The organism is Sphingomonas sp. GW821-FHT03E12, assembly GCF_059420685.1.
The window spans coordinates 237654-252381 of record NZ_JBWKUF010000001.1 but is presented as its reverse complement, the minus strand read 5'-3'; the positions used below and the strand labels follow the sequence as shown (position 1 = coordinate 252381).

At 66.9% G+C, this 14728-nt stretch carries 8 protein-coding genes; 2 read left to right on the top strand and 6 right to left on the bottom strand.

Annotated elements, in window-relative coordinates; translation table 11 throughout:
* Positions 1 to 37: 37 nt before the first annotated feature.
* The 3 genes from AC07TU_RS01095 to AC07TU_RS01085 form a co-directional block, all read right to left on the bottom strand.
* Entirely contained in the window at positions 38 to 796 is a 759-nt protein-coding gene (locus AC07TU_RS01095) for a FadR/GntR family transcriptional regulator (protein ID WP_495186069.1), read from the bottom strand.
* 114 nt (positions 797 to 910) lie between these two features.
* Positions 911 to 2701, bottom strand: a complete 1791-nt coding sequence (locus AC07TU_RS01090; RefSeq protein WP_495186068.1) for an IlvD/Edd family dehydratase — start codon at positions 2699 to 2701, stop codon at positions 911 to 913.
* Positions 2702 to 2708: 7 nt separating this feature from the next.
* A complete protein-coding gene (locus AC07TU_RS01085; protein WP_495186067.1) occupies positions 2709 to 3875 on the bottom strand; it encodes an aldose epimerase family protein in 1167 nt (388 codons plus the stop codon).
* Positions 3876 to 3941: 66 nt separating this feature from the next.
* Here AC07TU_RS01085 and AC07TU_RS01080 point away from each other — a divergent pair, with 66 nt between their 5' ends.
* A complete protein-coding gene (locus AC07TU_RS01080; RefSeq protein ID WP_495186066.1) occupies positions 3942 to 5249 on the top strand; it encodes a sugar MFS transporter in 1308 nt (435 codons plus the stop codon).
* Positions 5250 to 5389: 140 nt separating this feature from the next.
* The gene (locus AC07TU_RS01075; RefSeq protein ID WP_495186065.1) at positions 5390 to 8011 is read left to right on the top strand and encodes a TonB-dependent receptor; all 2622 of its coding nucleotides are present in this window, start codon (positions 5390 to 5392) and stop codon (positions 8009 to 8011) included.
* Positions 8012 to 8090: 79 nt separating this feature from the next.
* Here the strand turns inward: AC07TU_RS01075 and AC07TU_RS01070 are convergent, their stop codons facing one another.
* From AC07TU_RS01070 to AC07TU_RS01060, 3 genes are read right to left on the bottom strand one after another with little or no spacing between them, the layout of a single operon-like run.
* On the bottom strand, positions 8091 to 12149 hold the full coding sequence (locus AC07TU_RS01070; protein WP_495186064.1) for a glycosyl hydrolase: 4059 nt from the start codon (positions 12147 to 12149) through the stop codon (positions 8091 to 8093).
* A 39-nt stretch (positions 12150 to 12188) separates the two neighbouring features.
* On the bottom strand, positions 12189 to 13463 hold the full coding sequence (locus AC07TU_RS01065; protein WP_495186063.1) for a four-carbon acid sugar kinase family protein: 1275 nt from the start codon (positions 13461 to 13463) through the stop codon (positions 12189 to 12191).
* On the bottom strand, positions 13460 to 14722 hold the full coding sequence (locus AC07TU_RS01060) for a ribulose-bisphosphate carboxylase large subunit family protein (protein ID WP_495186062.1): 1263 nt from the start codon (positions 14720 to 14722) through the stop codon (positions 13460 to 13462). Before AC07TU_RS01060 ends, AC07TU_RS01065 begins: the two co-directional genes overlap by 4 nt.
* Positions 14723 to 14728 lie beyond the last annotated feature (6 nt).

Here is a 14728-nt window from a genome sequence, read left to right as displayed (position 1 = left end):
TTTGTCTGAGAATTAAAATTGGCGCCGCAGACGCGGTTCAGGCCATGGCGGAGCGCGTGTCCTGCAAGGCAAGCTCGACCAGCGCGCGCATCGCCGTTTCGGCGGCATCGGCATCGCCGGCAATGATCGCATCGCCTACCCGCACATGGTCGGGCACGGGGTCGCGCGGCAGAGCGCGCCCGCGCTGCTTGAACTGGGTGGTCCAGTTGACCGCGGCGCCGATACTGGCGCTGAGTGTGATCAGCACGGCGTTGCGCGAGGCGCGCAGGACCGCATCGTGGAAATCGCGGTCCGCGGTGCGCCCCGGTTCGGTCGCGAGCGTGTGGCGGCGCATCCGGCTGAGCGAATCGCGCATCGCGCGGATATCCTCCTTGTCGCGCCGCTCGGCCGCGAGCCGCGCCGCAGCGGGTTCCACGATTGCGCGCAGCTCGAACAGGTCGCGGACATAGCCGATATCGGGCTCGCCCGAGAACGCCCAGGCGAGCACATCGGGGTCGAGCAGGTTCCACCGGCTGCGCGGCAGTACGCGCGTGCCCGCCTTGGTCCGGCTTTCGACCAGCCCCTTCGCGGTCAGCACCTGAACCGCCTCGCGATAGGCGCTGCGCGACACGTTGAGCGCGGCCGAATTGTCGACTTCGCCGGTCAGCCGCTCGCCCGGCTGGATCGCCCCGCTGACGATCGCGGTGCCCAGATAATGCGCGACCGCCCCGCGCAGCCGACGGCCGGTCCCCCGGCCTGCCTGCGGCGCGCCGCCGTCCTGATCCTCGATGTCCAACGAACCCGTTTCCCGCGACATTCGCCCTTGTTCGTCATGGGCATAGCATATTCCCTGCGCAAAGCATCAGGCCGGCATTGTCCGGAATAAATGTCTGACTAAATCAGGCGACCCTTGCCGGGCCCGGAGCCTCCGTCAGTGGTTGTCGCGCGGCAGGCCTTGGGTCTGGGCGATGCGCTGGAAGCGCTCGGCACCTTCGAGGATCGCGCCGCTTTCCATCTGGCCGACCAGCTTGCGCTGGATCTCCTGCCAGGGGGTCTGTGAGGCGGGGTAGCGATAGCCGCCTGCCTCCGTCAGCGCGCGGCGGCGCCCGGCCAGCTCGGCGTCGGGGATCAACACGTCCGCGGTGCCCTTGCCCAGATCGATGCGGACCCGGTCACCGGTGCGGATCAGCGCGAGTCCGCCCATCGCCGCGGCTTCGGGACTGGCATTGAGGATCGAAGGGGATCCGCTGGTGCCCGACTGCCGCCCGTCGCCGATGCACGGCAGTGCGTGCACGCCCTCGCGGATGAGATAGGCGGGCGGGCGCATGTTCACGACCTCCGCCGCGCCGGGATAGCCCACCGGTCCCGCGCCGCGCATGAACAACAGGGTTTCGGGCGTGATGCCGAGCGCCGGGTCGTCGATCCGCGCATGATAGTCCTCCGGCCCGTCGAACACGACCGCCGGTCCCTCGAATGCGTCGGGATCGTCGGGGTTGGACAAATAGCGGTCGCGAAACTCGTCGGAGATCACGCTGGTCTTCATGATCGCGCTGTCGAACAGATTGCCGCGCAGCACGATAAAGCCCGCGGCTTCCTTGAGCGGCCGGGAGAAGGGGCGGATCACCTTCTCGTCCTCGATCTCGACGCCGCGGCAGTTGGCGCCGATCGACTGGCCGTTCACGGTGGCGGCGTCCTCGTGGATCAGGCCGGCATCGATAAGCTGGCTGACCACCGCGGGCACGCCGCCGGCGCGGTAATAATCCTCGCCCAGATACTCGCCGGCAGGCTGGAGATTGACCAGCAGCGGTACCGCGTGACCCTTCTCCTGCCAGGCGTTGATGGGCAGATCGACGCCGATATGGCGGGCGATCGCGGCGAGGTGGATCGGCGCGTTGGTCGATCCGCCGATCGCCGAATTGACGACGATCGCATTCTCGAACGCGTCGCGGGTCAGGATGTCGGACGGCTTCACGTCCGCGCGCACCAGCTCGACCGCGCGCAGGCCTGTAGCATAGGCGATTTCCTGCCGGTCGCGATGCGGCGCGGGGATCGCCGCCGATCCGGGCAGCGACATGCCCAGCGCCTCGGTCAGCGAGTTCATCGTCGTCGCGGTGCCCATCGTATTGCAATAGCCGGTCGAGGGGGCCGACGACGCGACGAGGCGGATGAACTCGCTGTCGTCGATCTCGCCCGCGGCGAGCATCTGGCGCGCCTTCCAGACGATCGTGCCCGAGCCGGTGCGCTCGCCCTTATGCCAGCCGTTGAGCATCGGCCCGACCGAGAGTGCGATGGCGGGGATGTTCACCGTCGCCGCCGCCATCAGGCAGGCGGGCGTCGTCTTGTCGCAGCCGATCGTCAGCACCACCCCGTCGAGGGGATAGCCGTAGAGGGCCTCGACCAGCCCGAGATAGGCGAGGTTGCGGTCGAGCCCCGCGGTCGGGCGCTTGCCGGTCTCCTGGATCGGATGGACGGGGAACTCGATCGCGATTCCGCCCGCGTCGCGAATCCCTTCGCGCACCCGCTCGGCAAGGACGAGATGGTGGCGGTTACACGGGGAAAGGTCGCTGCCGGTCTGGGCGATGCCGATGATCGGGCGGCCGCTGCGCAGCTCCTTGAGGCTGAGCCCGAAGTTCAGATAGCGCTCCAGATAGAGCGCGGTCATGTCGATATTGTCCGGATTGTCGAACCAGGCGGCGGAACGGAGTTTGCGATCTTCTGTCATTGGATACTCAGGGAAGGGTCGAAAGGCGGTAGATCATGACATGCCGGTAGGGCGTGCCGGGGTCGATACGGGCTGAGGCGAATCTGGACTGATTCGGCGCGTCGGGAAACTTCTGTGGCTCCAGCGCGATGCCGTCGCCCATGCGATAGACGCGGCCCGAACGGCCGGTCAGCGTGCCGTCGAGAAAATTGCCGCTGTAGAATTGCAGGCCGGGCTCCGTCGAGAGCACTTCGAGCACGCGGCCCGAGACCGGATCTTCCAGCCGCGCGGCCAGTTCCGGCGCTGCCGTCTGCCCCTTGTCGAGCGCGAAATTATGGTCGTAGCCGCGCCCGATCACGATCTGCGGATCGCGGCCGTCGCGAAGGCCGGCGGCGATCAGGCGCGGCGCGCGGAAGTCGAAGACGCTGCCCTCGACCGGCCTCAATTCTCCCGTCGGGATCAGCCCGGCATCGACCGGGGTATAGGATCGGGCGGGGATCGTCAGACGCTGCCGCGCGGTACCCTCGGGCGCGCCGTCGCCCGCCAGGTTGAAGAGGGCGTGGTTGGTCATGTTGACGACCGTGGGCCTGTCGGTTCGCGCATCGAATGCGATCTCGAGATCGCCTCGTTCGTCCAGCGCATAGGTGACGGTCACGTCGAGCTTGCCCGGATAGCCCTGATCGCCGTCCGGGCTGGTGAGGTGCAGGACGGCCCGCGCGACGGGGCCGTTCGAAACGCTGACGATCCGCCAGTTGCGCTTGTCGAAGCCGCGGACGCCGCCGTGGAGCGAATTCGCGCCGTCATTCTGCGACAGCTGGTAGGTGCGTCCGTCGAGCGTGAAACGGCCGCCCGCGATCCGGTTCGCATAGCGGCCGGCGGTGACCCCGAAATAGTTCGGGCGGGCCTCATAGTCCGCAGCAGTGTCGTGACCCAGGATGATCTCCGCGGTCCTGCCGGTGCGGTCCGGCGCGGAAAGCGACTGGAGCGCCGCGCCATAGGTTATGATCCGCGCGGCGACGCCCTTGCCGTTGCGCAAGGTCACCGCTTCGATCGGGCTGCCGTCTGCGAGGCGTCCCGCCGGCTCGCGCACCGCGTCTGCGGCCAGCGCGGGGGCGCAAACTGCGCCGGCGAGCAGCGCAACGCATAGACTTGTCTTCACGCCCGGCTCCCCGTTGACGGTCTTGTCGTCACGCATATAGTCAGAGAAATAAACGGGCAAGCATCCATGATCGGAAGCGGTGCGGCCGCAAGGGAGGACAGGATGGCGCTTTCACCGTCGGCCGCGACAGTCTCGACAGAAGCCGGCGCGGCCGGCTTCGATTACCGGCCTGCGCTCGCGCTGCTCGCCAGCCTGTTCTTCATGTGGGGCTTCATCACCGTCATCAACAATACGCTGCTGCCGCACCTGCGCAGCGTGTTCGACCTTGACTATACCCGGACCACGCTGATCGAGAGCGTCTGGTTCATCGCCTATTTCGTCGCGTCGATCCCCTCGGCCAGGCTGATCGAGCGGATCGGCTATCAACGGTCGCTCGTCGCCGGCCTGCTGGTGATGGCGGCGGGGGCGGCGGGGATGATGCTCGCCGCCAGCATCCCTTCCTATGGCGTGACGCTGGTGATGCTGTTCGTCATCGCCAGCGGGATCACGCTGCTTCAGGTCGCGGCCAACCCCTATGTCGCGGTCGTCGGCAAGCCTGAGACCGCCTCGTCGCGCCTCAATCTGGTGCAGGCGATGAACTCGGCCGGGACCATGCTCGCGCCTGCCTTCGGCGCCTGGCTGATCCTCGGGCGGTCGAAAGGCGGCACGTCCGAGGCCGGCACCGTCCTGACCCAGGCGGAGCGCCTTGCCGATGCGCAATCGGTGATCCTGCCCTATGGCCTCGTCGCTGTCGCGCTGGTCGTGCTGGCGCTGGTGATCGCGCGCTTCCCGCTCCCTGCGATGGGGATGGCAACCCGCCGTGTCGCGAAGGAGGAACGCCGCAACCACTCGCTTTGGAAGCATCGCAATCTGGTCTTCGGCGTGCCGGCGATCTTCATCTATTTGATCGCCGAGATCGGCGTCGCGAACCTGTTCGTGAACTTTGTCAGCCAACCCGACATCGCCGGCCTGACGCACGAGCAGGCGGGCAGATATCTGACGTTCCTGTGGGGCGGGATGATGGCCGGGCGCTTTGCCGGGAGCGCGCTGATGCAGCGGTTCGACGCCGGTCATGTCCTGGCCGCTTTCTCGGTCGGCGCATTTGCTGTGATGCTGGTCGCGACCTTCGCGACCGGCCCTGCGGCGATGTGGGCGCTGATCCTGGTCGGCTTCTTCCACTCGATCATGTTCCCGACGATCTTCACATTGGGGATCAGGGGGCTGGGGCCGCTCACCGAGGAAGGGTCGGGCCTGCTGATCATGGCGATCGCCGGCGGCGCGCTGGTGATCGTCCAGGGCTGGCTGGCGGACCAATGGGGGCTTCAACTCTCGTTCCTGCTCACTGCGGCGTGCGAGCTTTACGTGCTGTTCTACGCGCTCTGGGGTTCGCGCCCGGCCGGAACGCAACCGGGCGTGCAGCCCGATAGCTAGTCCACCCGAGACGCGGGTGCCGCGCTCTTCCGTTACATCTTAATAGTCTGACAAAATACTTGACCCTCCCGGGCTATATGTGAATTATCATATTATATGAATCGCGTCGCAAAGGCGCGTCAGGGAGAGGGAAACACCGCATGCGTCTTCACACCCATCTTCTCGCCGGTGGCGCCTTCTGCGCGATCATCGCGGCGATGCCGGCGGCGGCCCAGGACGGCGCGGCACCGGCGGACCCTGCCGAATCCGACGTCATCGTCACCGGTATCCGCGGCTCGCTCCAGTCGGCGCAGGGGTTGAAGCGCAATGCCGATCAGGTGGTCGATTCGATCGTTGCCGAAGATATCGGCAAGCTGCCCGACGTGAATGTGACCGAGGCGCTTCAGCGCGTGTCGGGCATTCAGGTCGGCCGCGACCGCGGCGAGGGATCGGGCATCACGATCCGCGGCCTGTCGCAGGTTGCCTCGACCTTCAACGGCCGTTCGGGCGGCAATGGCCGTGGTGTCGATCTCGAGAATATTCCGGCCGAGCTGATCGCGCGCGTCGATGTCTACAAGACGCCGTCTGCCGATCTGGTCGAGGGCGGCATCGGCGGCCTGATCAACGTCGTCACCCGCAAGCCGCTCGACAAGAAGGGCTTCACGCTCAGCGGTTCGCTGCGCGGCCGCTATTCGGACCTGCCTGACAAGGTCGATCCGATGGCCTCGGCACTGGTCAGCAACAGCTGGGATGTCGGCGATGGCGAGTTCGGCATCCTCGTCGCCGGATCGTTTCAGCAGCGCGCGTTCGAAAGCCATGTCGTCAATGTCGGCGCGCCGGTCGGGCAGCCGGGCATCGGCGCTGGCGTCGCCTCGCTCTCCGAGCAGTACCAGCCGGTGATCAATGCCGACCGCCGCCGTATCGGCATCGACGCGGTGATCCAGTACAAGCCCAATCCGGAACTCGAATTCTACCTGCAGGGCACCTATCAGGACGCCAACCAGCTGCAGCAGCAATATGGCGCGTACATCCGCTCGCTGCGCAATCGCAGCTTCGTGCCCGGATCGGTCGAGTATTTCAGCGGCACGCAGGACGTCAGCAAGATCGCCTTCACCAACGTCCCCGTCCGTACCTTTGGCGCGGATCGCGATGCCTATGAGGAGAGCTGGCAGATCGCAGGCGGGATCAAGTACGATGCCGGCCCTGCGCATCTGTCGATCGACGCGGCGTACACGCGCGGCAACGGCCAGCTCTATTATACCGAGCTCAACCTCGACACGACCGCGCCGCGCGTCGATTTCGACGTGACGACGCTCCCCGGCACGGCACGGGTGAGCGGGGTCAACCTCGCCAGCCTCAACAGCTTCGTGATCGCGGGGCTCGCCCGCAACATCAACCTGTCGGAGACCGAATCGAAGCAGCTGCGCACCGACGCCTGGTTCGAGATCAACAGCAATTTTCTCAAGTCGATGCACTTCGGCGTCCGCTGGACCGATGCCGATGTGACGCAGGACCAGCTGCGCTTCTCGCAGACGCCGAGCGCGGGCGGCGTGCCGCTTCAGGCATCGGCCTATAGCGACCTGTTCGTGCTCAATCCGCTCAACCAGATGTTCGGCGGCACCAATCTGATCGAGCAGAATTTCTACGCCGCGAACCACAATCTGCTCGATGGCGACGGGTTCGACGCGGTGCGCCAGCGGCTCGGCATCACCGCAACCGCGTCGTTCAACCCGCTGTTCGGGTACAAGATCGGCGAGAGCACGCTGGCCGGCTATGTGATGGGCAAGTTCGAGGTGGACGGACCGGTGCGCATCGACGGCAATGTCGGCACCCGCATCATCCGCACCAACCTCAACGTCACGGGGACACGTGCGCTGTTCACCCAGCGGCCGGGCACCGGCACCGGGCCAGGCAATCCCGCGGTGTTCGACCAGACCGGCTACGCGCCGGTGGAGATCGACTCGCAATATATCAGCGTGCTGCCGAGCGCGAACGTCCGCGTCCGCTTCACCGACAATCTGCAGCTGCGGCTTGCCGCGGCGAAGACGCTGACGCGGCCGGGCTTCAGCAGCCTGTCGCCGACGTTGTCGCTGGTGCCGGGACAGCGCACCGGCTCGGCGGGCAATCCCGATCTGCGGCCGCTGCGCGCCAACCAGCTCGACGCGAGCCTCGAATATTATCCGTCGAGCAGCACATCGCTCTACATTGCGGGCTTCTATCGCGAGATCGAGGACTTCCTGGTCACGCGCACCAGCCCGCAGTCGATCGACGGCATCGACTACAGCATCAGCCGCCCGACCAACGAGCTGGGCGGCAAGATCAAGGGGTTCGAAGTCGGCGGCCAGACCTTCTTCGATTTCCTGCCGGGTGTGCTCAGCGGCTTTGGCGTGCAGGCGAACTACACCTTCGTCGACAGCAAGACCGATACCTCGGTCGCGGGGCTGCAGACCCCGATCGCGAACCTGTCGAAGCACAGCTTCAACACCAGCCTGATCTACGAGAAGGGCGGCCTCTCGGCGCGGCTCGCGTACAACTGGCGCGACAAATTCTATTCGAGCCTGCTGAGCAACGACATCGTCACCAACGTGCCCGTCTACACCCGCGCGCGCGACTGGCTCGATGCGTCGATCGGCTATGACATCACCGACAAGATCACCGTGACGGTGGAAGGCGGCAATTTGCTGCGGTCCAAGACCCGCACCTATTTCGGCGTGCCGACCCGTCCCGGCAACTATGAGCAGGACTCACGCACCGTGATGGCCGGTGTCCGCTTCACCCTCTGACCCGGCCCGAAGCAAGTTCCCCCTCTCGTCCCCGCAGCCGCGCTGCGGGGGCTTTTTTGTGCGGGATGACGGTGGTGCGTTACTCGACCTTCACCGTGTCCGCGAACACCACGCGCACCGGGCCGAGCAGCCCGGAGTCGAGCAGTGCCTCGTGCGGCTGGTAGAAGGCCCAGGGGGTGAAGGTGACGCGGCCACCGGCGGGCTTGGCCTTGCCCGTCTTGTACCAGTCGGGCAGCGCGGTGATCTTGCGCGCCATCACGTCGGTCTTCTTGCCGTCGGTGGCGATGCGCTGGCCGATCGGCCAGTCGCCCTCGACGAAATCACCTTCCTCGGGAAGCGCGGCGTCGGCGATCATCCGGTTGGCCCAGAGGTTGGTGACCGCAAGCTCGATCGCATTGCTCCCCGGCTTCACGGCATCGGTGATCTCGACATGATAGGGTTCCTTCCAGGTCACCCCCAGATCCTTGCCGTTGACCTTGACCCCCGCCAGCACCTCGACCCGGCCAAGGTCGAGGAAGATGCGGCGGCCCTTGCGGATCGTATCCTCGGGGATGTCGATGCTGTTCGTGTAGGTTGCGGTGCCCGAGAAGTGGCGCACGCCGGCATCGGCATGGCGGCTCAAGGAATAGAGGCCGGGCAGGGTGATCTGCGCGGGTGCGCCGCGGCCGGGCTGGAAGGCGATGTTCCAGGGTTCGGTGACTGCGAGCGGCGCGGGAAGCTCGGCCTTGAACTTGCCGCCGTCGCTGGTGGTGTAGACGCCGCTCTCCCACACCAGCGCCTGCAGATCGCCATAGCGGTCGCGCGACACCTCGGCCGGCGCGGTGGCGAGCAGCGGCGCGGGCGGACCTGCGGCAGCCTCGGCCGCGATCTCCTGCGGGGTGAGCACGCGTGCTTCGGTGCGTGACGGGGTGAAATTACCCTCGAAGAAATAGGTGACGCCGACCGGCGCGGGTGCATCGCCGCCGCCGGCAAAGACGGTGCGGCCGCTCTTCTTGCCCGTGCGGACGGGCTTGCCGTTGAGGTAGAGCCTGGGCGTGCCCTTGTCATAGACCAAAGCGATATGGGTCCACCCCGCCACGGGCGTGTGGCTGACCAGCACCGCAGGCACGCTGTCGGGCGCCGCCCGCTCGAGCACGAAGGCGCCGTTGCGGCCGAGTGCGAGGCCGGCGATTGCCGTCTTGGGGCCATGGACATCGCTGCCGGACCGGGCCGAGATCAGATACTGCTTCCCGGTTTCGTTGATACGCCCCTCGACGCTTTCATCGGGCATCAGCCGAAGGTCGATATCGGGCTTGGCCCAGAGCGAGATGGTGAAGCTGTTCGATGGCGCCGGAGCCGTTGCGGCAGGCGTTGCGGCAGTATCGACGAAGCGCACTCCGTCCTTCGCGACCCAGTCGATCCGCCGCGCGCCTGCCGCGAAGTCGAGCGTCACGAAGGTGGACCCGGCCGGCGACAGGTCGAAGGTGACCTCGGTCTTGTCGCGCTCGGTCTTGAACAGGGTCGCGCGGGTGACATTGCCGGTCTCCGCATCCCATAGCGAGGGCGCGGCACTGCCGACGCGGAAGGTGCAGGTGACGCGCTCGGCGCGGCGCTGGCGGTTGGCGACGAAATAGATGTGTGTCGGCCCCGCCTTGCGGTGCAGCCATGCGACCTGTCCGTCGGGCGTGGCGGTGCGACACTCGGCATCGGGCGCGACCTTGAGCGCGGTCAGCGCGTCGCCCACCGACCCGCCGGGGAAGACGCGGCCTGCACCCACCTTGCGCGCCGCCTTGCCGTCGCCCCACACGGTATCGACCGCAGCGCGGAAGGCGGCGTCATTGTCCGCCTTGCCCGTCAGCGTCATCGGATGCGTGGGCTTGCGCCCCAGCACCGCCATCCCCGCCTCGACCAGCTCGCGCACCTTGGCGGCGAGCTGCGGCGTCATGCTGGCGATATCCTGCGGGATGACGAGCAGGCGGTAGGTCGCGCCGTTGGCCAGCACGATCCGCCCGTCCTTGACCCTGGCGCGGGTCAGCAGCACCTCGGCATTGACCAGATCATATTGGTAGCCGCCGGGCACCTGCGGATCGAAATGCACGCCGATCTTCGGATGGGTGTCGGGCGAGACCTGCGGGCGGACATATTCGGCCTGGTTAGGGCTGTCCTCGCCGACGAAGTAGAGCACATCGGCGACATAGATGCCCTGACGCAGCATGTACTGGCTGCGCGAGAGATACTCCATCCACGGCTTCGCCTGCGGCACCCAGGTATTCGATGCCTCGAGGTTGATGCCCCACGGCCCCATCGCCATGCCGGGCAATGCCTTGGGGTTGGGCTGGTGCGCCCAGCGATGGAAGAAGATCTGGTTGAACCCCTGCGCGAACATCTGGTCGCCCAGCGCCTTCATCGCATAGGGATAGTCCTGCCAGCGGCTGGTCTCCGCCTCGCCGGTGAAGGCCTCGGCGGCGATCACATTCTTGCCGTACACATGGCCCGCAGAGGCGACCATCTTGACCGTGCGGTTATCGGTCCAGGGCGTGCGCGACCAGAATTCGGTCATCGGCACCTGCGCGCGGCCCGATACCTGAAGCGCGTCGAACGCGCCGGGGCCATAGCCCTCGACATGAAACTTCAGCCCCGCATCGTTCACGCGATGCTGCATCCGGCCATAATAATTGTCGGCCATCAGATCGGCGAGCGTGCGACGGAAATCGAACAGGAAGCGGTTGGAGACGTCGAGGTCACCGACGATCCGGCCCGTCAGCGCGGGCAGATAGTGCGTGATCGCATAGCCGTTGCGCTTGGCGAAATCGGCGGGGAGGGCGGGTGTCCAGTTCTGCATCCCGGCTTCGAAACTGTCGATCTCGACCATGTCGAACGCCTTGCCCGCGAGCGGACCGGCTGCCTTCACCACTCTGCCCAGCGTGCTGTCGAACTGATGATCGACCGCAGCGGTGCTGAGCTTGTCCACCTCGAGCCCGCGCCCCGAATCCGACGCCGCGACATTGAGCTTGCCCGTTGGTGTGTGGCCGAAGCGCAGCACGGTCCACTCGCCCGCGGGCGGGGTCCAGTTGAGCGTCCCCGCGGCATCGACGTTCGCACTGATATCGATCACCTGCGCCGGATCGATCGCAAAGCGTGCTTTGAGATCCAGCGGCGGCTTCTCGACCGCTGCCGCCATCACGAAGTCGTGCTCGGCCTTGGTGTCCCAATTGTCGATCCGCGGCGTCGCGTAGAGCAGGGCTTCGGCGAGCTGTACCTTCGTCGATGGCGTGATGCGGAACATCGACGCCTCGACGCTCGCGAAGTTGAGCGTGCCGGGGGATTCGATCCCGCGCTCGGCGCCGACATTGACCCGGCCGATCCGCGACCAGGTGACGCCGTCCGCCGATGCTTCGACCGTCGCGGAGAAGTTCGGCGCTTCCTTGACCGCGTAGAGCGTGATCGCCTGCGCGGCGAAGGGCGCCTTCATCGTCACGACCAAAGGCGCGGTTGGCGACACCTCGACCGCGCTGTGCAGGTCGCGGTCGGTGAGCGTTGCAGGCACGACCGATACGCCCGCCTCCATCGCCTCGACCGCGTCGCGATAGGCGGTCTCGTCTCCGGGCGAAGCGGGGAAGGCTATCACCGCGGCGTCGCGATAATAGCCATGTTTGGTATAAGGCTGCGGCAGCTGCATGCTGACCGGCTCGATGCCGTCGCCGGTCACACGGGCTTCGGTCCACACGATCTGCTGCATCGCCTGTTCGGGCTTGATCCAGGGACCGCCCGACGACGACCAGCCCGGCGCATTATGCAGCCCGACCTTGAGGCCGAGCTGGTCGGCCTTGCCCATCATGTGCGTCATCAAGTCGAGCCATTGCGGGCTCAGATAGTCGACCGGGCCCTTGGGCACGTCGTTGCTGCCGTCGAACATCAGCACGCCGCCGATGCCGATGTCGCGCATCGCCTGAAGATCGGCGTCGATCCCCTCCTTGGTGACGTTGCCGTTCATCCAGAAATAGAGGGTGTGCGGGCGGACCTCGGGCGGCGGGTTGCGGAAGGCTTCGGGATCGGGCGGGGATTGCGAACCGCGGTCCTGTGCCAGGCTCGGGTTCATGCTCGTGGCTGCCAGCGCAACCCATGCCGTTCCCATCGCCCAACGCGCGATCCGTGTCATTCCGATCTCCCTAACGCGACCTTTGCGGCCGTCCTGCCCTTAGCCGCCCTTGCGAACGGTTTCGAAGAAATCCTCGCCGCCCATCTGACCGCCCTTGAGCACCAGCTCGAGCCCGTCGATCGCGGGATCGGCCGAATGGGCGCGGACGAGCGGCGCACCGCGTTCGACCGGCGCGGCCCAGCTGAGGGCATCGATGCCGAGCTGCACGACGCCATGGCTCGACGTGTCGCCGCCCGCGAACAGCACGCGCCTGAGGCTCGCGCGGCGCACCACATCGCGCGTGATGCGGCCCAGCGCCTGGCCGAGCTTTTCGCCGGCGGCTGGCGCATCGCTGTCGAGCGGTCCTTCGGCCGACGCGATCAGCGCGCGGTTACCTTGCGCCAGCGCGGCGAGCGCCGCATCGGCAAGGCGGGCCTCCTCGGCGGACGATCCTTCAAGCAGCGCTGACACGTCGGCGCGCGCGGGGAGGAAGCCGTCTGCGGCGCTGCGGGCGATCTGACGTGCGGTGACGGGCGAGCAGCTTCCGCTCACGACCAGCAGACGATCGGTCTCGGCGGCGCGAGTCACGGCGGGCTTGCCATCGATGATGCCCTCCGCCTGCCATGCCAGCACCAGCGCCCGCGTGACGCCCGAGCTGCCCGCGGCGAAGCGGATGCCGCGCGCGCGCAGGATTGCACCGGTCGCGGCGAGATCGGCAAAGCTGGTGCCGTCGAACAGCACAGCGTCATGCCCGCGTACCGCATCGAATGCCGCCTCGGTCTCGCCTGCCTGAATGCGGTCGAGCGGGACATGGCCGATCCGGGCGCTGGTCTGCGCGGCGAGGTGCCGGATCAAGTCGGCCTCGTGCATCGGCGTGACCGGATGGCGCGACATGGTCGGGTGGCGATCGATGCGATGAACCTGATCGCCCGCCGCCGCGAAGAGGTTGGCGAAGACGACGTAGCGGCCGAGATGGGGCGCGGCGACGACGATCGCTCCCGGTCCGCCGAACGCGGCCACGCCGATGTCGAGCGCCCGTCCGATCGAACCGACATGGGGCGCGCTGTCGAAGGTCGAGCAGGTCTTGTAGTGGATCAGTCCCGCATCATCGAGCGCTGCGAACATCGCGGGCAATTCCGCGTCCATCCACTCGGGCGGGCGGCTGCGCGCGTCGCTGGCGATGCCGATCGCGCGCGCCTCCGGAAAGCGCGCGCGCAGCGCCGCGTCCGGCGTCCGCAGGAACAATACTGCCGGCACGCCGCCCTCGGCCAGCTGCTCGAGCACGTCGGTCGATCCGGTGAAGTCGTCCCCGACAAAGGCGTAGAGCGGGTTCACCCGCCGAATGCGCCGAGCGCCGCCTTCAGTTCCGGTGCGCCGTTCGCGGCTTGGTCGACCGGAACCCCTGCCACCGCAGCTTCCCAGGCCTGTTGCAGCGCGCGGACGCCCGCCGCAGGGCCGCCCGGATGCGCCATGATCCCGCCGCCCGCCGCGAACATGCAGTCGATGCTGCCAAGTGCCGCATAGGTCGGCGCGGCCTGTTTCGCCGACTGGCCCGAGGAGAAGACCGGCATGATCTCGCACCCCTTGTGCGGGGCCGGGAACATCGGCGTCAGGCATTCGCGCGCCGAGGCGATCACGCTCTCGTTGCTCTCGCAGAACTTGTTGTCGATGCCGTTGACATGCGTGTGGTCGATCCCGGCGAGGCGCCACAGCTTCTGGAAGGCGATGTAACTCATGCCGATCGCGGGCGAGCGGCCGAGCATCCCCCAGCCGTTGCGGTGGCCGTGGATCGGCAGCTGCGCATGCGCGCGCAATACCTTCATCGCGGGCAGGCCGATCGAGTTCATGCTCGCCATGATGCAGGTGCCGCCTTCCGCAACGACATGGTCGTGGCGGGCGAGCATCTCGTCGATCTCGCCGGTCAGGTTGGCGGCGAACATCACCTTCTTGCCGGTCTTGTCGGCATGCTCGTTGATCACGCGCATCACTGCGCTGATCCGCTCATCGAACGGGCAGTGCGGGCCGTCGGCCTGAAGCTCGTCGTCCTTGATGAAGTCGATGCCCGCTTCGACCAGCATCTTGACCTGCGCCGCGGTGGCCTCTGGCGACATGCCGACGCTCGGCTTGATGATCGTGCCGATGATCGGGCGGCCATGGACCCCCGCAAGCTCGCGCGTGCCCGCTACGCCGAATTGCGGCCCTTGATAGCGGGTGAGGAATTCCGGTGGCAGGCTGACGTCGATCAGCCGGAGCCCGGAAAAGGCCTTGAGCTCGGAGAGGTTGCCGTTGATCGTCGCCAGCAGATTGGGAAGCGACAGGCCCATGTTCGAGGTTGGCCAGGACAGGCGCACGCGGGCGCGTCGCCGCTTGCCGTCCCAGTTCTTTGGCGTGCCGGATCCGGGCAACGAAGGCTCGGTGACCTCGCCCAGCTCGACCAGCGCCTCGACCCGCGCGGCATGCGCTTCGCGCAGTTCGTCGGTCTCGCCGGGCACACGGACGAAGGTGCCGGTCGATTGCTCGCCCGCCATCGTCTCCGCCGCCTGCTGCAGCGGGAACGCGGTTTCGATCTCATAGGTGGCGGTGACCCGGTCCATTCAAAA